This is a genomic window from Caballeronia sp. LZ028, assembly GCF_031451415.1.
In the GTDB taxonomy this organism is placed as follows: Bacteria; Pseudomonadota; Gammaproteobacteria; order Burkholderiales; family Burkholderiaceae; genus Caballeronia; species Caballeronia zhejiangensis.
The window spans coordinates 332,527-349,901 of record NZ_JARUXN010000001.1 but is presented as its reverse complement, the minus strand read 5'-3'; the positions used below and the strand labels follow the sequence as shown (position 1 = coordinate 349,901).

At 63.5% G+C, this 17,375-nt stretch carries 15 protein-coding genes and 1 tRNA gene; 6 read left to right on the top strand and 10 right to left on the bottom strand.

Annotation, left to right across the window (positions count from 1 at the left end):
- Both gatA and gatC read right to left on the bottom strand, forming a co-directional pair.
- The gene (gene gatA, locus QCE58_RS01655; protein WP_250520886.1) at positions 1 to 1,506 is read right to left on the bottom strand and encodes an Asp-tRNA(Asn)/Glu-tRNA(Gln) amidotransferase subunit GatA; all 1,506 of its coding nucleotides are present in this window, start codon (positions 1,504 to 1,506) and stop codon (positions 1 to 3) included.
- A 56-nt stretch (positions 1,507 to 1,562) separates the two neighbouring features.
- Positions 1,563 to 1,862, bottom strand: coding sequence for an Asp-tRNA(Asn)/Glu-tRNA(Gln) amidotransferase subunit GatC (gatC, locus tag QCE58_RS01650; RefSeq protein WP_008352020.1), 300 nt, complete (start codon positions 1,860 to 1,862; stop codon positions 1,563 to 1,565).
- 376 nt (positions 1,863 to 2,238) lie between these two features.
- Here gatC and QCE58_RS01645 point away from each other — a divergent pair, with 376 nt between their 5' ends.
- From QCE58_RS01645 to rodA, 5 genes are all read left to right on the top strand, one after another.
- The gene (locus QCE58_RS01645; RefSeq protein WP_004189550.1) at positions 2,239 to 3,282 is read left to right on the top strand and encodes a rod shape-determining protein; all 1,044 of its coding nucleotides are present in this window, start codon (positions 2,239 to 2,241) and stop codon (positions 3,280 to 3,282) included.
- 185 nt (positions 3,283 to 3,467) lie between these two features.
- Positions 3,468 to 4,586, top strand: coding sequence for a rod shape-determining protein MreC (gene mreC, locus QCE58_RS01640; RefSeq protein ID WP_034470331.1), 1,119 nt, complete (start codon positions 3,468 to 3,470; stop codon positions 4,584 to 4,586).
- Positions 4,583 to 5,095, top strand: coding sequence for a rod shape-determining protein MreD (gene mreD, locus QCE58_RS01635; RefSeq protein WP_008352165.1), 513 nt, complete (start codon positions 4,583 to 4,585; stop codon positions 5,093 to 5,095). The genes mreC and mreD overlap by 4 nt, the downstream gene beginning before the upstream one ends.
- An 82-nt stretch (positions 5,096 to 5,177) precedes the next feature.
- Positions 5,178 to 7,457, top strand: coding sequence for a penicillin-binding protein 2 (gene mrdA / locus QCE58_RS01630; protein ID WP_250480195.1), 2,280 nt, complete (start codon positions 5,178 to 5,180; stop codon positions 7,455 to 7,457).
- 11 nt (positions 7,458 to 7,468) lie between these two features.
- A complete protein-coding gene (rodA, locus tag QCE58_RS01625) occupies positions 7,469 to 8,629 on the top strand; it encodes a rod shape-determining protein RodA (RefSeq protein WP_008352167.1) in 1,161 nt (386 codons plus the stop codon).
- A 63-nt stretch (positions 8,630 to 8,692) separates the two neighbouring features.
- On the opposite strand, the gene QCE58_RS01620 is transcribed toward rodA, so the two are convergent.
- From QCE58_RS01620 to queC, 5 genes are all read right to left on the bottom strand, one after another.
- Positions 8,693 to 9,361 (bottom strand): tetratricopeptide repeat protein, encoded by a 669-nt coding sequence (locus QCE58_RS01620; protein ID WP_034470327.1) that lies wholly within the window; start codon positions 9,359 to 9,361, stop codon positions 8,693 to 8,695.
- The gene (locus QCE58_RS01615) at positions 9,358 to 10,140 is read right to left on the bottom strand and encodes an HpcH/HpaI aldolase/citrate lyase family protein (protein WP_175979707.1); all 783 of its coding nucleotides are present in this window, start codon (positions 10,138 to 10,140) and stop codon (positions 9,358 to 9,360) included. The genes QCE58_RS01620 and QCE58_RS01615 overlap by 4 nt, the downstream gene beginning before the upstream one ends.
- 181 nt (positions 10,141 to 10,321) lie before the next feature.
- On the bottom strand, positions 10,322 to 10,768 hold the full coding sequence (gene queD / locus QCE58_RS01610) for a 6-carboxytetrahydropterin synthase QueD (protein ID WP_008352173.1): 447 nt from the start codon (positions 10,766 to 10,768) through the stop codon (positions 10,322 to 10,324).
- A 5-nt stretch (positions 10,769 to 10,773) separates the two neighbouring features.
- Positions 10,774 to 11,406, bottom strand: a complete 633-nt coding sequence (gene queE / locus QCE58_RS01605; protein ID WP_008352174.1) for a 7-carboxy-7-deazaguanine synthase — start codon at positions 11,404 to 11,406, stop codon at positions 10,774 to 10,776.
- Between the two features lie 26 nt (positions 11,407 to 11,432).
- Positions 11,433 to 12,167 carry a 7-cyano-7-deazaguanine synthase QueC gene (queC, locus tag QCE58_RS01600; protein ID WP_008352176.1) on the bottom strand — a complete coding sequence of 245 codons (735 nt, stop codon included), beginning with the start codon at positions 12,165 to 12,167 and terminating at the stop codon, positions 11,433 to 11,435.
- 677 nt (positions 12,168 to 12,844) lie between these two features.
- On the opposite strand from queC, the gene QCE58_RS01595 reads away from it, so the two are divergent.
- Positions 12,845 to 13,951 (top strand): lipopolysaccharide biosynthesis protein, encoded by a 1,107-nt coding sequence (locus QCE58_RS01595; RefSeq protein ID WP_250520885.1) that lies wholly within the window; start codon positions 12,845 to 12,847, stop codon positions 13,949 to 13,951.
- 113 nt (positions 13,952 to 14,064) lie between these two features.
- On the opposite strand, the gene QCE58_RS01590 is transcribed toward QCE58_RS01595, so the two are convergent.
- The 3 genes from QCE58_RS01590 to QCE58_RS01580 form a co-directional block, all read right to left on the bottom strand.
- Positions 14,065 to 14,140: transfer RNA gene (locus QCE58_RS01590), tRNA-Phe, on the bottom strand.
- 83 nt (positions 14,141 to 14,223) lie between these two features.
- Positions 14,224 to 14,937 (bottom strand): response regulator transcription factor EsaR, encoded by a 714-nt coding sequence (gene esaR, locus QCE58_RS01585; RefSeq protein WP_250438795.1) that lies wholly within the window; start codon positions 14,935 to 14,937, stop codon positions 14,224 to 14,226.
- Positions 14,938 to 17,364 carry a PAS domain-containing sensor histidine kinase gene (locus QCE58_RS01580; protein ID WP_284502244.1) on the bottom strand — a complete coding sequence of 809 codons (2,427 nt, stop codon included), beginning with the start codon at positions 17,362 to 17,364 and terminating at the stop codon, positions 14,938 to 14,940. It lies immediately after the preceding gene.
- Positions 17,365 to 17,375: the final 11 nt, after the last annotated feature.

Genomic DNA, 17,375 nt, shown 5'->3' with positions numbered 1-17,375 from the left:
TCACACTCCCGATGCCAATGCCGATGCAGGTGCCTTGCGGTGCCAGTCGGTCGCGCGCTGATAAGCGTCGGCGACCTGGAGCATCCGGGCTTCGTTGAAATAGTTGCCGATGATCTGCAGACCGACCGGCCGATTCGCATTCGCGCCCGCGCCGAAACCGCACGGCACGCTCATGCCGGGCAGGCCCGCGAGGCTCACGGAAAGCGTGTAGATATCGGCGAGATACATCTGCACGGGATCGTCGGCCTTCTCGCCGAGATTCCACGCGACCGACGGCGCGACCGGTCCCATGATGACGTCGCACTGCTTGAACGCTTCCTGGAAATCGCGCGCGATGATGCGGCGAATCTTCTGCGCCTGCAGGTAGTACGCGTCGTAATAACCGTGCGACAGCACGTACGTGCCGACGAGAATCCGCCGCTTCACTTCCGGCCCGAAGCCTTCCGCGCGCGACTTCTTGTACATGTCGAGCAGATCGCGGTACTCGGCCGCGCGATGCCCGTAGCGCACGCCATCGAAGCGCGACAGATTCGACGATGCCTCCGCCGGCGCGATGATGTAGTACACGGGAATCGAAAGCTCGGTCTTCGGCAGCGACACTTCGACGAGCGTCGCGCCGAGCGCTTCGTATTGCTTCAATGCGGCGTCGATGGACGCGCGCACGTCGTCGGCGAGACCCGCGCCGAAATACTCCTTCGGCATGCCGATGCGCAAGCCCTTCAGCGGCTTGCCGGCATCATCGCTGCCGTTCCACGTCTTGCCGAGGTAGCGCGTGTAGTCTTCGTTCTCGCGTTGAAGGCTCGTGGAATCGCGCTCGTCGAAGCCGCCCATCGCGTTCAGCAGCAGCGCGCAGTCGTGCGCCGTTTGCGCCATCGGGCCGCCCTGATCCAGCGACGACGCGAACGCGATCATTCCATAACGCGAAACGCGGCCATACGTCGGTTTGATGCCGGTGATGCCGGTGAACGAAGCGGGCTGGCGGATGGAGCCGCCGGTGTCCGTGCCGGTCGCGGCGGGCGCGAGACGCGCGGCCACGGCAGCAGCCGAACCGCCCGACGAACCGCCCGGCACGGCCTTCATATCCCACGGATTCTTCACCGCGCCGAAGTACGAATTCTCGTTGGACGAGCCCATCGCGAACTCGTCCATGTTGGTCTTGCCGAGCGTGACCATACCGGCGTTCGCGAGGCGATCGACGACGGTCGCATCGAACGGACTCGAATAGTTTTCGAGCATGTGCGAGCCGGCGGTCGATGTCCAGCCGCGCGTGACGAAGACGTCCTTGTGCGCGATCGGCAAGCCGGTGAGCGCGCCCGCGCGGCCTTCGGCGATGAGCGCGTCGGCGGCTTTCGCCTGTTCGAGCGTGAGCGCGGCGTCGACGCCGATGAACGCGTTCAATTCCTTCGCGCCCTCGATGCGCCGCAGATACGACTGCGCCAGTTCGACCGCGGATACTTCCTTCGAGTCGAGCGCCGCGCGCAGTTCGGTCAAGCTTTTCTGATGCATTGCAGTTTCCTGATGAGCGCGGTGTGAATCACGCGCTGACGCTGAATGTTTGATGCTTATTCGATGACTTTGGGCACGAGATAGAGTCCGTCTTGCACGGCGGGCGCGCAACGCTGGAACTCTTCGCGTTCGACACGCTCTGAGACAGCGTCGTCACGCAGACGCAGCGCGACTTCCTCGATCTGCTCGATCGGGTGCGCGAGCGGTTCGATGCCGGTCGTGTCGACGGCCTGCATCTGCTCGACGAGACCGAAAAAATCGTTGAGCCGCGTGAGCGTGGGCTCGGCTTCGTGGTCGGGCAATTCGAGCCGCGCGAGGTGCGCGATGCGTTTTACGTCGGTCAGGGTCAAAGACATGGATTCACCGGAGAAAGCGTGGACAGCCTCAATCTCGAAAACTTTCGCTGCAGCAGCCAGTTGCGATCTTGAAAGGAGCCCTCGGAAACAGGTCTGGCGATGGCAAAAACTGCCATCCTTTTCCTATAGATACCCACAAATTATAAGGTATCATTACACGTTCGACTCACCTCTGGAACGGCTTGTCGGCGGCTTTCTCCCGCATTTGATGGATTCCGAGAAACGTTTGCGTCCAGCGTTCCGTTCTGCAGTAGATTTCTTCCCGGATTTGCCCTTCCCGGCGAGCGTTCGCCGCCCCGGCAAACCGTTATTTTTTCCGCTGCCGTCCCCGGCGCTCCTCGCGACGAACGGCCACCCAGCGAGACAGGATTTTTGAATGTTCGGTTTTTTGCGCAGCTATTTCTCCAACGACCTGGCGATTGACCTCGGCACCGCCAACACGCTGATCTACATGCGCGGCAAGGGCATCGTCCTCGACGAACCCTCGGTCGTTTCGATTCGCCAGGAAGGCGGCCCCAACGGCAAGAAGACCATTCAGGCGGTCGGCAAGGAAGCCAAGCAGATGCTCGGTAAAGTGCCGGGCAACATCGAGGCCATTCGCCCGATGAAGGACGGCGTGATCGCCGACTTCACCGTCACCGAGCAGATGATCAAGCAGTTCATCAAGACCGCTCACGAATCCCGCATGTTCTCGCCGTCGCCGCGCATCATCATCTGCGTGCCGTGCGGCTCCACTCAAGTCGAGCGCCGCGCGATCAAGGAAGCGGCACACGGCGCGGGCGCCTCGCAGGTCTATCTGATCGAAGAGCCGATGGCCGCGGCAATCGGCGCGGGCCTGCCGGTTTCGGAAGCAACGGGCTCGATGGTCGTCGACATCGGCGGCGGCACGACGGAAGTCGGCGTCATCTCGCTGGGCGGCATCGTGTACAAGGGCTCGGTGCGCGTCGGCGGCGACAAGTTCGACGAGGCCATCGTCAACTACATCCGCCGCAACTACGGCATGCTGATCGGCGAGCAAACAGCCGAAGCCATCAAGAAGGAAATCGGCTCGGCGTTCCCCGGCTCCGAAGTGAAGGAAATGGAAGTCAAGGGCCGCAATCTGTCGGAAGGCATTCCGCGCAGCTTCACCATTTCGAGCAATGAAATTCTCGAAGCGCTGACCGACCCGCTGAACCAGATCGTGTCGTCGGTGAAGATCGCGCTCGAACAGACGCCGCCGGAACTCGGCGCGGACATCGCGGAGCGCGGCATGATGCTGACGGGCGGCGGCGCGCTCCTGCGCGATCTCGACCGCCTGCTCGCGGAAGAAACCGGCCTGCCGGTGCTCGTCGCCGAAGATCCGCTGACTTGCGTGGTGCGTGGCTCGGGCATGGCGCTCGAGCGCATGGACAAGCTCGGCAGCATCTTCTCGTACGAGTGATCTGCTGCTTCGGGCGTCCGGATATCGACGCAACGCCGAAGCACGCTTGCAAGCACCCGCGTAACGCGACGCGCGCACGGCCCGGCCTCTGTCCGGGCCGTTGTCGGAACAGCGTAGGGCAGGTTTCGCCGCCGGCGAAGTGACCTGCAGCATCGATCCATCCGTTCACGCCCTCGGCGCCGACCATGGAATACAGTCCGCCGCCCCTTTTCAAGCAAGGCCCTTCCGCGCTCGCGCGCCTGATTTTCTTCGTGGTGCTCGCCATCGCGCTGCTCATCTCGGACGCTCGCTTCAGCACGCTGGAAATCGTTCGCGGGATGCTCGGCGCCGGGCTGTATCCGTTGCAGCGCGCGGCGCTGGTGCCGCGCGACATCTTCATGGGCGCCGCCGATCTCGCCGTGACCAGCGCGACGCTGCGCAGCGAAAACCGCAAGCTCAGCGACAAGAATCTGGAGCTTTCCGTCAAGGCGGGCGACGCGGCCCAGCTCGCCATCGAGAACGCGCATCTGCGCGCGCTGCTGAATCTGCAATCGCGCGCAACGACCGAAGAAACGCCCGCCGAAATTCAATACGACACGCGCGATCCGTTCACGCAGAAAGTCGTGATCGGCAAGGGTTCGCAGCAGAATATCCAGGACGGCGCGCCCGTCGTCACCGAAGACGGCGTGATCGGTCAGGTGACGCGCGTGTTTCCGCTGCAATCCGAAGTCACGCTGCTCACCGATAAAGACCAGGCCGTGCCCGTCCAGATCTCGCGCACCGGCTTGCGCAGCGTGATTTACGGCACGCCGAAGGGCGACACGCTCGATCTTCGCTTCGTGCCGATCAGCGCCGACGTCCAAGCCGGCGACGAACTCGTGACGAGCGGCCTCGACGGCATCTATCCGCCGGGACTGCCGGTCGCGAAGGTGCTGCGCGTCGACAAGCAGGCGGATACGGCGTTCGCGCGCGTCGTCTGCGTGCCGATCGCGGCCGTGCGCGGCGCGCGCCAGTTGCTCGTGCTGCACTACAACTTGAATCAGCCGCCGAATCCGGTCGAAGTCGAAGCAGCCGCGGCCGCCAAGGAAGCGAAGGAAAACAAGGGCAAGAAGAAGCCCGCGCCGAAGGCTGCGGCCGCAGCGGGCGCGAGCGGCGCTTCCGCTCCGGTGCCGGGTTCTGCGCCAGCGGCTGCAACACCGGCAGCGCCCGCGCCCGCGAAGCCGTCGGAGAAGGCGGCCGAGCCGAAAGCTGCATCGGGCGCGGCGGCGAAACCGTCGAAGAAGGCGCATGCGCCGAAACCCGCATCATCGGGAGCCGCGCGATGAACCGCCCGCAATACATCCTGCAGCCGGTCAATCCGTACTTCATCACGTTCAGCCTGGCCGCCGCGTTCCTGCTGAACCTCATGCCGTGGGGACGGCTCATCGGCGTGCCGGATTTCGTCGCGCTCGTGCTGCTGTTCTGGAACGTGCATCAACCGCGCAAGGTCGGCATGGGCATCGCGTTCATGCTCGGCATCCTGATGGACGTGCACAACGCGAATCTCCTTGGCGAACACGCGCTGGCCTACACGCTGCTTTCGTACGGCGCGATCACGATTCATCGCCGCGTGCTGTGGATGACACTGCCCGTGCAGATGTTCGTCGTCGCGCCGCTGCTGGTGGGCGCGCATCTCGTGCCTTTCATCATCCGCCTCATGACGGGCGCCGCGTTCCCCGGCTGGAGCTATCTCATCAACGGATTCGTCGAAGCGCTGCTCTGGCCGATCGCGAGCTTCCTCCTGCTGATGCCGCAACGCCGCGCCGCCGACCCGGACGATACGCGTCCAATCTGAGTCTTGCCGCGCGGCGCCGGGTCGGCGAAAAAACCGCCGCGCGCGAACTACACTTGAATCGCGAGCACACCGCGAAAGCTGCATGACCGAAATCAAGAACACCGAGCAACAGTTGTCGAAGTTCCGCCTGCGCGTCGCGGCGGCGGGACTGTTCGTGTTCATCTGCTTCGGGCTGATCGGGCTGCGCTTCCTCTATCTGCAGGTCTGGCATTTCAGCAAATACTCGTTGCAGGCAAACGAGAACCGCATTTCGGTCGCGCCGATCGTGCCGAATCGCGGCATCATCACCGACCGCAACGGGGTCGTGCTGGCGAAGAACTATTCGGCGTACACGCTCGAAATCACGCGCTCCAAGATCAACGGCACGCTCGACGAAACCATCGACGAGCTGTCGCAAGTCATTCCGATCGACGCGCGCGACCGCCGCCGTTTCAAGAAGCTTCTCGAAGACTCGAAGAATTTCGAAAGCCTGCCGATTCGCACGCGTCTCACCGACGAGGAAGTCGCCAAGTTCACGGCGCAGCGTTTCCGCTTTCCCGGCGTCGAAGTGCGCGCGCGCCTGTTCCGCCAATATCCGCTCGGCACGACCGCAGCGCATGTGATCGGCTATATCGGGCGCATTTCGCAGCGCGATCAGGAGCGCATCGACGACGCGAGCGACGCCAACGACGAAAGCTCGGATCACTATGATCCGCGCCTCGACGCCAACAACTACAAGGGCACGGATTACGTCGGCAAGATCGGCGTCGAGCAGAGCTACGAAACGGAGCTGCACGGCCTGACCGGTTTCGAGGAAGTGGAAGTGACCGCGGGCGGCCGTCCGGTACGCACGATGTCGCGCACGCAGGCGACGCCGGGCAACAATTTGCAGTTGTCGCTGGATATCGGCTTGCAGCAGGTCGCGGAGCAGGCATTCGCGGGCAAGCGCGGCGCGCTCGTCGCGATCGAGCCATCGACCGGCGACGTGCTCGCATTCGTCTCCGCGCCGAGTTTCGATCCGAATTCGTTCGTCGACGGCATCGATCAGCAAACCTGGGACGCGCTCAACAATTCGCCGGATCATCCGCTCTTGAATCGTCCGCTGCACGGCACGTATCCGCCGGGGTCGACTTACAAGCCGTTCATGGCGCTCGCCGCGTTGTCGCTGCACAAGCGCACGCCGGGCTGGGGCTTCCAGGATCCGGGCTACTTCACGTTCGGCGGCCACACGTTCCGCAACGACGTGCGCTCGGGTCAGGGCTGGGTGGACATGAACCGCGCGATCGTCGTGTCGAACGACACGTACTTCTACATGCTCGCGCGCGATCTCGGCGTCAATGCGATGGCCGGCTTCATGAAGCCGTGGGGCTTCGGCCAGATCACCGGCATCGATATCGCGGGCGAGGCGAAGGGCATTCTTCCGTCGACGGAATGGAAGCGCAAGGCGTACCGCAAGCCCGAACAGCAGAAATGGTACGAAGGCGAAACGATCAGCCTCGGCATCGGACAGGGCTACAACTCGTTCACGATCCTGCAACTCGCGCACGCGACGGCGACGCTCGCGAATAACGGCGTCGTGATGAAGCCGCACCTCGTGCGCAACATCGAGAATCCGATCAACAAGGACCTGCGCGCGGTCGTGCGCGATCCGAGCAACAAGATTCCGGTGCAGCAGAAGGACATCGACGTCATCAAGCACGCAATGGAAGGCGTCGTGACGAACGGCACGGCAGCGAAGGTTTTCGCGGGTGCGCCCTATCTCGCGGCGGGCAAGACGGGCACGGCACAGGTCTATTCGCTGCAGGGCGCGAACTATCGGGGCCACGGCGGAACGGCCGAGCATCTGCGCGACCATGCGTTGTTCATCGCGTTCGCGCCGGCGGAGCAGCCGAAGATCGCGATCGCGCTGATCGTCGAAAACGGCGGCTGGGGCGCGGAGTCCGCCGGTCCGATCGCGCGCAAGGTGCTCGACTATTACCTCGTCGACCGTCTCAAGCCGGGCGCGGAAGCGGCGGCGGTCGCAGCGGCGGCTTCGGCCACGACCGAAGCGACCGTGCCGGTCATCGGCGGCACGCAACCGCCCGCCGCCGTCGCGCTGCCCGCGTCGGTCGCGAATTCGTCGCCGGCGTTTTCGCCGCAAGCGGCGTCGAATCCGGATGCCGCGAAGGCGGCGTCGGCGCCTGCGGCATCCGCTCCGAAAGTCTCGAAACCGCGCGCTGCGTCGGCGCCGCCCGCTGCGCCTGCGGCTGCGGTGCCTGCATCGACGCCCGGCCGATCGCCCGCGCCGAAGAAGCGCCCGAGCGAGCCGACGCCCACCATGGTGCGCAGCAACGAAAACGACGGGGTGCGCGTTCTCGCGCCGTCCGGCGGCATCGACGAGTAAAGGAAACCGCCATGCAACTGCACGTCCAATTCGACAAGCGCGAGCTGCTGGACCGCGCCAAGCGCATGTTCGCGGGCTTCGACAAGCCGCTCGCGCTCATCGTGTTCCTGCTGCTCGGCGTCGGAATCGTGACGCTCTATAGCGCCAGCCTCGACATGCCGGGCCGCGTCGAAGACCAGTTGCGCAACATCATGCTGACCTTCGGCCTGATGTGGATACTCGCCAACATTCCGCCGCAAACGCTGATGCGCTTCGCCGTGCCGCTCTATACGGTCGGCGTCGCGTTGCTGATCGCGGTCGCCGCGTTCGGCCTGACGCGCAAGGGCGCGAAGCGCTGGCTCAATGTCGGCGTGGTGATCCAGCCATCGGAAATCATGAAGATCGCGATGCCGCTGATGCTCGCGTGGTACTACCAGAAGCGCGAAAGCAACATTCGCTGGTGGGATTACATCGTCGGCTTTCTCATTCTGATGCTGCCCGTCGGCCTGATCGCGAAGCAGCCGGACCTCGGCACCGCCGTGCTCGTGTTCGCGGCGGGCATGTTCGTCATCTATTTCGCGGGGCTGAGTTTCAAGCTGATCCTGCCGGTGCTGATCGCGGGCGTCATCGCGGTGGCGGGCGTCGCGACCTTCCAGGAAAAGATTTGTCAGCCCGAAGTCGTCTGGCCGATGATGCACGACTACCAGAAGCATCGCATCTGCACGCTGCTCGATCCGACTTCCGATCCGCTCGGCAAAGGCTTCCACACGATCCAGGCGGTGATCGCGATCGGCTCCGGCGGCACGCTCGGCAAGGGCTGGCTGAAGGGCACGCAGGCGCACCTCGAGTTCATCCCCGAGAAACACACCGACTTCATTTTCGCCGTGTTCTCCGAAGAGTTCGGGCTCGCGGGCGGGCTCGTGCTGCTCTTTCTTTATATGGCGCTCATCGCGCGCGGACTGTTCATCGCGGCGAACGGAGCGACCTTCTTCGGGCGATTATTGGCGGGATCGCTCACGCTCGCGTTCTTTACTTACGCGTTCGTCAACATCGGCATGGTGAGCGGGATTCTGCCGGTGGTCGGCGTGCCGCTGCCCTTCATGAGTTACGGCGGAACCGCGCTGACGACGCTCGGCGTCGCGGCCGGGCTCATCATGAGCGTCGCGCGGCAAAAGCGGTTGATGCAGAGTTAGCGGGCTATCTTCCGCCACATGAGCCGCGGCTTCGACCGCGGTTTTTTTTATCGACGCGCGCCGTCACTGCGGCTTTTGCTGCTCGAGTTCGGTGCTGAGCTGCAGATACTTGAGCTTCGCCGCCGGATCGCCCTGCGCGGCCGCTGCCGCGTAATAAGCTCGCGCGACATTCAGATTGCGTTCGACGCCATCGCCGCCGCGCTCGTAGAACGATCCCGCGACGTATTGCGCCGTCATGTCGCCGCCTTCCGCAGCCTTCTTGTACCAGGTGAACGCCTGCGTGTTGTCGCGCGCGGTGCCGCGTCCGTCGAGGAACTGGTTGGCGAGCGCGAGTTCGGCCTGCACGTGACCCTGATTCGCCGCGCGCAGGAACCAGCGATGCGCCTCCGCCGGATCTTTCTCGACGAACTGGCCGTCGTCGTACATCTTGCCGTACACGTATTGCGCGTGCGTCATGTTGGCGTCGGCGGCGCGTCGCAGCCATTTCTTGCCTTCGGGCACATCCGCCGGGCCGCCCTCGCCGTTGAGCAGCATCATCGCGTAGTTGAATTCGGCGAGGCGGCTGCCTCTTTGCGCCGCACGCCGAAACTCCGAGCGCGCCGCGACGAAATTGCCCGCGTTGTAATCGGCGACGGCGTTTTGCGTCGCGATGTCGGTCGGCTTCGGCGCGTTGTCGGCGCGGGCCGCACCGGCGAGCGCCAGCGCGATGATCGCAGCGGCGGCGGCTTTCATGATCTCGCCTCCTGCAACGCCTGACGCGTCGCCTTCAACAGCCACATTACATCCGCGCCGATCGCGACGAGCTTGACGCCCGCCTGCGCGTACTGCTTCGCGCTCGCGGCATCGAGTGCGAAGATGCCGCTCGCGATGCCCGCGCGATTCGCCGCGTCGACGATCTTCGTGATCGCCGCCTGCACATCCGGATGCTTGCCGTCGCCGAGATGACCGAGGCTCGCGGCCAGATCCGCCGGCCCGATGAACAGGCAATCGACGCCCGGCGTCGCGGCAATTTCATCGACGGCTTCGAGCGCCGCGACCGATTCGATCTGCACGATCGTCGCAATCTGCGCATTCGCGCTCGCCATGTAATCGCGACGCATACCGTATGCCGCCGCGCGCACCGCGCCCGCCACGCCGCGCAGGCCGTGCAGCGCCGCTTCGGTCGGATATTGCGTCAGCCTCACGATGCGCGCCGCCTCTTCCGCCGATTGCACGTTCGGGAACATCAGCGTGCGCGCGCCTGCGTCGAGCGCGCGCTTGACGAGCCAGCCTTCGTTCGCCGGCACCCGCACGATCGGCTCGCTCGGCAGATGCGCGGCGGCGATCGCGCGCAACTGGGCGACGACGTCGGCGCTATCGTTCGGCGAGTGCTCCATGTCGATGCAGAGCCAGTCGAAGCCCGCGTGCGCGAGCGCTTCGGCGGCATCGGCGCTGCCGAGCGACAGCCACAGGCCGAACAACGTGCCCGGTTCGGAGAAGCGCTGCTTGAGGGGATTGGTGAAGGTGCTCATCGCGCGTCTCCTTCGAGCGGTTGAAGGACGGCCACGCGCGGCCACTGGAAAAACGGATGAAGTGACGGCATGCGTGCGCTCCGTGTCTCGCCGCCTCGGAGGATGGGCGACTCATCGGACGATCATACCGTGACAAAAGCACGCGCGCCGGAGGTGCTTCCGGCCGCGCGCACGCCTGAAATCAGCCGCGCGCGACGTCGGCCCAGCAGTTCGGCGTTTCGTACAGACGCACGCGCTTCAGCTTGAGATTGACGCCGTAGTGCGCGTCATAGACTTCCGCGAGAATGTTGAACGCGACGGCCGCGAGGTTCTCGACGGTCGGAATGCGATCGAGCACGACGGTCTTGTGATCCGACAGCGTCTGCAGAAATTCGCGCACCTTGACATCGCCCTCGTAGACGATGAACGCGTGATCCCATTTGTTGACGAGATGCTCCATCGCGAGCGCTTTCACGTCGGCGAAGTCCATCACCATGCCGCGATCGGGCGCGCCTTCCACATCGACGAGATCGCCTTGCAGCGTGATTTCGAGCACGTAGCGATGCCCGTGCAGATTGCGGCACTGGCTGCGGTGATCGGGAATGCGGTGGCCCGCATCGAATTCGAGTTTTCGGGTAATCGTCTGCACGGCGTTCAGGGGATATTCAGGTATTTGTGCGTCTGCATCGACAGCCGCCACTTCGGATGCCGCTTGCACCAGTCGATCGCGAGCTTCGTGTTGATGTCGCGCGATGCGTTGTCCATCGGTTGCACGAGAAAGTATTCGAAGTCGAGCTTTTCGTACTCGGCAAGACGCTGGTTGTCCTGCGGCACCACGACTTTCAGCTCGTTGCCTTTGGTCACGACGAGCGGCGCGTCGGCTTTCGGACTCACGCAGATCCAGTCGATGCTCTCGAGCACCGGCAGCGAACCGTTGGTTTCGATGGCCATTTCGAAGCCGGCTTCGTGCAGCGCATCGACGAACGGCTGGTCGATCTGCAGCATCGGCTCGCCGCCCGTGCACACGACGAACTTGTGCGCCTCGCCTTCCGGCCACAGCGATGCGATCTTCGCGACGAGTTCCGCCGGCGTTTTGTACTTGCCACCGTTTTCGCCATCGGTGCCGACGAAATCGGTGTCGCAAAACTGGCAGACAGCGTCCGCGCGATCTTCCTCGCGTCCCGACCACAGATTGCAGCCCGCGAAACGGCAGAACACGGCCGGACGCCCGGCATTGGCGCCTTCGCCCTGCAACGTGTAGAAAATTTCCTTTACCGCGTACGTCATGACTGCTCTGTGAACCTCTAAAAAAATCAGACCGGCGCGGTATCGACCTGCTCGCCCGCGCGATACGCCTCATAACCACGTTTGCGCAGTTTGCATGCCGGGCATTGGCCGCAGCCGAAGCCCCAGTCGTGCAATTCCGCGCGCTCGCCGACATAGCAAGTGTGCGTCTCGACGCGCACCAGTTCGACGAGCGCCTCGCCGCCGAGCGTTTCCGCGAGCCGCCAGGTATCGGCCTTGTCGAGCCACATCAGCGGCGTTTCGAGCGCGTAGCGCGTTTCCATGCCGAGATTGAGCGCGACTTGCAGCGCTTTCATCGTGTCGTCGCGGCAATCCGGATAGCCGGAGAAGTCCGTCTCGCACATGCCGCCGACCAGCACCTTCAGCCCGCGCCGATACGCCACTGCTGCAGCAATCGTCATGAACAGCAGATTGCGGCCCGGCACGAACGTGTTGGGCAGGCCGTTCGCGGTCGCCTGAATCTCGATCTCGCGCGTCATCGCGGTATCGCTGATCGCGCCGAGCACGGACAGATCGATCATGTGATCTTCGCCCAGCCGTTCGGCCCACTGCGGAAACTCGCGCACGATCGCGGCGCGAAAGCCTTCGCGGCACTCGAGTTCCACGCGATGGCGCTGTCCGTAATCGAAACCGAGCGTCTCTACCGTCTTGTAACGTTCGAGCGCCCAGGCGAGGCACGTGGCCGAGTCCTGGCCGCCGGAGAACAGCACGAGCGCGCTGTCTTTAGCGTCTATCCGAGTCACCGTGAAAACTCCGTACTCCGTGAATTTGATGGCGTCGCACGCCGCACAGGCAGTCGGAGTGACCGGACTTCGCGACGAGCGGCGCGGGCAAGACGCCCGCGAGTCCAGTATAGGCCGGCGGCCTTCGCCCGGAAGCGCACGCCTTTTATGCCGCCGATAGCGGAATGCGAGACGGATGACCAGCGCCGGACGAATGTTCCGGCGCGTCGCACGAGCAATTCGGAGCGCCGAAAAGAAAAGGACTTGCGGGGTCCGAGGACGAGGCAAGTCCTTAATTCGGCGCGAATTTTAACACGGAGGGCGGTTGTTCGCCGAGCTCGGCGCGCTGGCGCGCGGGGAAGCGGTAATTCGTGCCATCATCGGAAGAAATAAATCGGCAATTCCGACGAATTCTCTAAACCCGCCAACACGCGCGCCGTTATACATGTAACAAAATGGCGCGGCTCGTTACAGTTTCAGGTATTTTTTCCTTTAGTTGCAGGACACTGGCGCGCCATCAAAGCCCCGTCGACTGACGGCCGCCGTTAATTCGCACCTCGAAGTTACTCGGCTTGAAACCCTCCCGCAGGGTTAAGCGGGACCGCAGGTCCGTTTCCGATCCGCCCTTTCGGCTCGCGGCGCTCCTGAAGACGTACCTACTTCACCGATACACAACATCTCCATTAGTAGTACATACAATGAAAAAATACATTCAGACCAGCTTGCGCGTCATTGACGCATTACGGGCACCCAAGGCGAGCCTTATCACCGCTGCCGTGGCAACCAGCGTGTTGCTGGCAGCGTGCGGAGGCGGCGGCAACGACGCGCTCGACACCGCATCGACCACAGCCGCGGCGAGCCGCAAGGCGGCGGCCGCGACAACCACGAGCACGATCTTCTACGGCGCCAACGGCCACAACAACGAAGGCGGCGCGTACGACATCTCCAGCCCGGCGCTGCAGCTCTCGCAGTTGCAGGATCTCGGCGTGAAGCTGTATCGGAACGAGGTGTACAACCAGTCATCGGCGAACAAGCTGGCAGGCATCGCGAAGACGATGGCAGCGGGCGGCGTGACCGTGTATCCCGTCATGCTGATGAGCATCGACTTCAACACCGAGACCGACGCGTATAACGCCGGCTATCAGTTGGGCGTCTGGACGGCCACCGCCTACAAGTACCCGTACTACGAAGTGTCGAACGAACTCGACGCGATGACGATTTACAACAACGTCGACGGCGTCTATCCGCAGCAGTTCGACAACGCGAAATTTCAGATCGCGCGCGGCGTCATTCGCGGCATGATCGCCGGCGTGAAGTCGGTCGATACGAACGGCAAGATCATCATGGGCGGCGGTACGTGGATGCATTACGCCGTGGATCAGATGCTCGCGGCCGGCACGCAGCCGGACGGCACGACGGGGCACCCGGTCGTGAACTGGGACATCACCGCGTGGCACTGGTATTCGGATATGGGCGACATCACCAACGCGTGCGGCGGCACGGGTTGCCATGACGTACTCGGAACACTGCAGCAGTTCGGCAAGCCGATCTGGCTCAACGAATACGGCGTGCGTCCGTGGTATGGCTCGGATCAGCAGATCGCGTCGTATCTCGTCGGCAACAAGATGATGGCGCAGTTCGTCGCGCTGGCGTCGAAGTACAACATCCAGGCGATTCAGACGTACCAGTTGTATGACGATCCCGCAGGCGGCGAAGGCGCGTACGGCCTGCTGAAGAACGACGGCAAAACGCAGAAGGCGTCTTACACCGCGTTCAAGAATTTCGTCGCGGCCAATCCGAAGTAAGCGCCGGATCGCTGAAAAAAGAACGCGCAGTCGGCTTACACGGACTGCGCGTTTTTCACATGCGAAAAATGAAAAAGCCCGAGAGCGATAACACTCTCGGGCTTCTTGCATTCTGGTGGCCTGGGACGGAATCGAACCATCGACACGCGGATTTTCAATCCGCTGCTCTACCAACTGAGCTACCGGGCCAACGAAGAGGTGAAACTATAGCAGAGACTATCCCGCGCCTCAAGCCCCTTTGCGCATTTTTCTGAAAATGTCCGGGGCCGCGCTCACACCTCGTTCTTGTTCTTCCCAAGATCGACGCCGAGCTGCTTCAACTTGCGATACAGGTGCGTGCGCTCCAGCCCCGTCTTTTCGGCGACGCGCGTCATGCTGCCGTTCTCGCGCGCAAGGTGATATTCGAAGTACGCGCGTTCGAACGCATCGCGGGCGTCGCGCAACGGAATATCGAACGAGATCGACGCCGTCTGCCCAGGCTGATTCTGCGCCGCGCCGCTCGCCGCCGCATCGTTCGATGCATTCAGCGCCGATGCCGTCGGCAGCGCAGCCGCGACCGGCACGCCCGATGCGTTCACGCTCGACGGAGGCTTCGCCGCCGTCGCCGCGGGCGCCGCCGCAGTGCCGTGCGCGAGTCCCTGCTCGACGGCCTTCAGCAGTTTCTGCAGCGCGATCGGCTTTTCGAGGAAGTTGAGCGCGCCGATCTTCGTCGCCTCGACGGCCGTGTCGATAGTCGCATGCCCCGACATCATGATGACCGGCATCGTGAGCTTGCCCTGCGCGGCCCATTCCTTGAGGAGCGTTACGCCGTCGGTATCGGGCATCCAGATGTCGAGCAAAACGAGATCGGGCGTTTGCTGTAGACGGTAGTCGCGCGCGTGCTGCGCGTTTTCCGCCACTTCCACAACATGGCCTTCGTCGCTCAGGATCTCGGAGAGCAGTTCCCGGATCCCCATTTCATCGTCTACCACCAGGATGGTTGCCATTTACGCTGCCCTTGTCTGCACTGTTGCTTTTGTCGTTCCATGATTCGCCGGCGCACCGGAGCCAGGCGTCGCGCCGGGCGCCGCGGTATCGTCCGCGAGTTGTAGAAACAGAATCGATATCTGCGCGCCTTCGATCACATCCGCGCTCTTCGAGCGGTTGCGTATGTCGATGCGCGCGCCGTGCTCGTCGACGATCTTCTTCACGGTCGCAAGTCCCAGGCCCGTGCCTTTCGCTTTCGTCGTCACGTAAGGCTCGAAAGCACGCGAAAGAATACGCGCCGGAAAGCCCGAGCCGTTGTCCGACACAGTCAGGCGAACCGCGACGCGCGCATGACCCGATGCATCGGGCTCGCCATATTCTACTGTCCTCGTTTCGAGCAGCACGCGCGGCTCCGCGACTTCGGCCACCGCATCCTGCGCGTTCTGCAACAAGTTGTGGATGACCTGGCGGATCTGCGTCGCATCGCCGCGTATCACCGGCAGCTTCGCGAGATCGACTTTGATCGGCGTCTTGCCGTCCTCGATGCCGTACAACGTCAGCACTTCCGCGACGAGATCGTTCAGTTGCAGATTGCCGAGCACCGCGGGCGGCGTGCGCGCGTATTCGCGGAAGTCGTCGACCATCTGCTTCATCGCCTGCACCTGATTGACGATGGTCGTCGATGCGCGCTTCAGCACGTCCGCATCCGGCGGCGCGAGCTTGTCGGCGAGCTTCATCTGCAGACGTTCGGCTGAAAGCTGAATAGGCGTGAGCGGATTCTTGATCTCGTGCGCGAGACGCCGCGCGACTTCGCCCCACGCGACGGAACGCTGCGCGGAGATGACGTCCGATATGTCATCGAACACGACGACGTAGCCCGTGGTTTCCGCGTCGTCGGTGTCGCTTTCGGTCACGCTCAACAACTGCGTGCCGCGCACGAGCAACGTGAGCGGATCGCTCTCGCCCGGCACCGTCACCGCAACCTGCTGCTGCCAGTGACCGCGATCGCCGACAGGATGATCGCTGCCGACCGCCGCCGCGTCGCGCTCGGCGAACGCCTTTTTGACCATCGCGCCGAACTCGGCGAGCACCTCGATCTGATCGAGCGGCTGATTGAGCAACGCGGCGAACGGTTGGCGGAAGATGCGCTCCGCGCCGCGATTCGCGGTGGAGAGACGGAACTGCCGGTCGAACACGAACACGCCCGCGGTGAGGTTCGCGAGAATGCTCTCCAGATACGCCTTCGAATGCTCCAGTGCGATGCGATTGTTCTCGACCGCCGCGCGCGCCTCGGAAAGCTGGCGCGTCATCGCGTTGAAGGACTGCGTGAGAAAGCCGAGTTCGTCGCGTGAATTGATCTCGCGTTTGGGCGTGTAGTCGCCTTCGGCCACTTCCTTCGTGCCCTGCGCCAGCAGGAACAACGGCCGCGCGAGCTGATTGCCGAGCGCGAGCGCGAGCATCATCGCGATGAAGGTCGCGAGAAAAAGCGCGAGCGTCAGCGTGCCGATATACATCTTGCGCAAGCCGGTGCGCCCGAGCCGCTTCTCCTGATATTCGCGATACGCGCGCTGCACGGCGTCGGCGTTGCGCGCGAGCTCCTGGCTCACGGGCTGCTCGATCTGCAGGAAACGGTCGACGTGCTGAAATTCCGTGGTCGTCGTCGGATCGGGAATCTTCGTGAGCACGCGCAATCGCAATGCGCCCTTCGGCCCGTTCGATTTCGGATCGCCGTCGATCTCGCCTTCGATCGCGCCGTACGGATGATCCTGCGCCTCCCGCAGCATCGTGCCGGTCGGCTCGTTGGCCGGCAGGAGCGCGTAGTAATTGCCCGATGCCTGCGCGACCGTGCGCAATCCGGGCACGCGTTGCGAACTGTTGTTCGCCGCGAGATCCTCGCGGTTGTACTGATCGCGCGGCCGCTCGAACACGACGGCGTCCTGCACGCCGTACTGATCGCGCAGCCGCAAAAGCGACAGCGTGAGACTCGATGGATCGGCGCTCGCGAGCTGATCGCTCATCTGCCGGCCGCGGTTCTTGAAATCGGCGAGCGATGTCTGGAGCATGCCGCGCCCGAGCGTCAGACCGGAGGTGAGCGCGGTTTCGACATTCACGTCGAACCACGACTCGATGCTGCGCGACACGAACTGATACGAAACCACATAGATGATCGCGCCCGGCACCACGCCGACGAGCGCGAAGATGAACGCGAGCTTGGCGAGCAGGCGCGTGCCGAAGCGCCCTTGCCTCACCCTCGACACGATGATGATGAACAGGCTGATGACGATCAGCATGAAGACCATCGCCACCGCGACATTCGCCGCGTAGAGCCAGCCGTAGTAGCGGTCGAAGAACTCGGTGTTCGCGCTCGCGAGCGCGAGCATCACGAGCAGCAGGACTGCCGTGAGCGCCACCGTGGAGACCAGCAAGCGGACGACGAAACTCTTCATGTCCGTGCGGC

Coding starts and splice junctions, on each gene's coding strand:
- mrdA (WP_250480195.1), top strand. CDS start 5,178: ATGACCGAAATCAAGAACACCGAGCAACAGTTGTCGAAGTTCCGCCTG.
- QCE58_RS01615 (WP_175979707.1), bottom strand. CDS start 10,140: ATGAGCACCTTCACCAATCCCCTCAAGCAGCGCTTCTCCGAACCGGGC.
- gatC (WP_008352020.1), bottom strand. CDS start 1,862: ATGTCTTTGACCCTGACCGACGTAAAACGCATCGCGCACCTCGCGCGG.
- rodA (WP_008352167.1), top strand. CDS start 7,469: ATGCAACTGCACGTCCAATTCGACAAGCGCGAGCTGCTGGACCGCGCC.
- QCE58_RS01645 (WP_004189550.1), top strand. CDS start 2,239: ATGTTCGGTTTTTTGCGCAGCTATTTCTCCAACGACCTGGCGATTGAC.
- QCE58_RS01620 (WP_034470327.1), bottom strand. CDS start 9,361: ATGAAAGCCGCCGCCGCTGCGATCATCGCGCTGGCGCTCGCCGGTGCG.
- gatA (WP_250520886.1), bottom strand. CDS start 1,506: ATGCATCAGAAAAGCTTGACCGAACTGCGCGCGGCGCTCGACTCGAAG.
- esaR (WP_250438795.1), bottom strand. CDS start 14,937: ATGGCAACCATCCTGGTGGTAGACGATGAAATGGGGATCCGGGAACTG.
- QCE58_RS01595 (WP_250520885.1), top strand. CDS start 12,845: ATGAAAAAATACATTCAGACCAGCTTGCGCGTCATTGACGCATTACGG.
- mreD (WP_008352165.1), top strand. CDS start 4,583: ATGAACCGCCCGCAATACATCCTGCAGCCGGTCAATCCGTACTTCATC.
- mreC (WP_034470331.1), top strand. CDS start 3,468: ATGGAATACAGTCCGCCGCCCCTTTTCAAGCAAGGCCCTTCCGCGCTC.
- QCE58_RS01580 (WP_284502244.1), bottom strand. CDS start 17,364: ATGAAGAGTTTCGTCGTCCGCTTGCTGGTCTCCACGGTGGCGCTCACG.
- queE (WP_008352174.1), bottom strand. CDS start 11,406: ATGACGTACGCGGTAAAGGAAATTTTCTACACGTTGCAGGGCGAAGGC.